This is a genomic window from Methylophaga sp. UBA4204, from assembly GCF_002379485.1.
GTDB lineage: Bacteria > Pseudomonadota > Gammaproteobacteria > Nitrosococcales > Methylophagaceae > Methylophaga.
This window is the reverse complement of record NZ_DFTU01000048.1, coordinates 10,072-10,929: the sequence shown is the minus strand read 5'-3', so window position 1 is coordinate 10,929 and position 858 is coordinate 10,072. Positions and strand designations below refer to the sequence as shown.

At 45.7% G+C, this 858-nt stretch carries 1 protein-coding gene and 1 pseudogene; both read right to left on the bottom strand.

All coding sequences use genetic code 11. The features are described from left to right. Positions 1-715, bottom strand: a 715-nt coding sequence (locus B3182_RS06850; RefSeq protein WP_292752083.1) for a WD40 repeat domain-containing protein, incomplete at its 3' end; no start/stop codon positions are given. Between the two features lie 14 nt (positions 716-729). Further along, positions 730-858, bottom strand: a pseudogene (gene dcd / locus B3182_RS06845) (dCTP deaminase); the annotation flags it as partial.

The following is an 858-nucleotide window of genomic DNA, read 5'->3' as shown; positions in this document are numbered from 1 at the left end:
CCGCCAATGACCAAAGATAAGCATGGTCATTATCCGCTGCGGTAAATGCAAAACGATTTTGTGGATCAAATTTCACCAGAGTCACAGTATTACCATGCACCCAGTTCTGTAACTGCTCCCCACTCTGCAGATCCCATAACCGAGCAGTCCGATCATCACCGCCAGTTAAAGCCATTTTACCATCCGGTGAAATAGCCACGGTATTAATAGGATGCTTCACCGGCGAATCGACTGCAGTACCATCGTGTTCAAATACATGAAGAACCCGGTTGGCGTTAATATCAAAATAAACTGCTGTGCTATCTGCCAGTGCTAATAGCAAAAACTGGCCATCAGGCGAAATATCTAGTGCTTTCACGCGCAATGGAAATGTCAGTCTGTTTTCTGGCATTCCGTTATCCGTGTTCCATAACATCACCGTATCAAGTTCTACGGTAGCGGCAATCGGACTGGATTTAGCTAATGCCACGGTAGTGCTGCGAACCGTTTCCTTCTGCTCACTTTGCCAGCTGTATTTCACCTGATTGTTTTGCAGGTCCCATAGTCTGGCGGCGGCATCGACATCGGCTGATAGCAAAAATTTTCCATCTGCTGAAAAGGTAGCGGCATAGCTACCCTCACTATGCTGCCACTGATAAATTTGTTGCGGACGATCTTCACAACCAACCAGCAATAACAGCAACCCTGGTAAAACGAATCTGCTGATATTGCGCACAGTCATAATCTCAATCAGGATTTTGGTAAAGTCACGCCCTGCTGACCCTGGTATTTACCAGCCCTATCAGCATAAGAGGTCTCACAGACTTCATCAGATTCAAAAAACAACATTTGTGCTACACCTTCGTGAGCATAAATTTT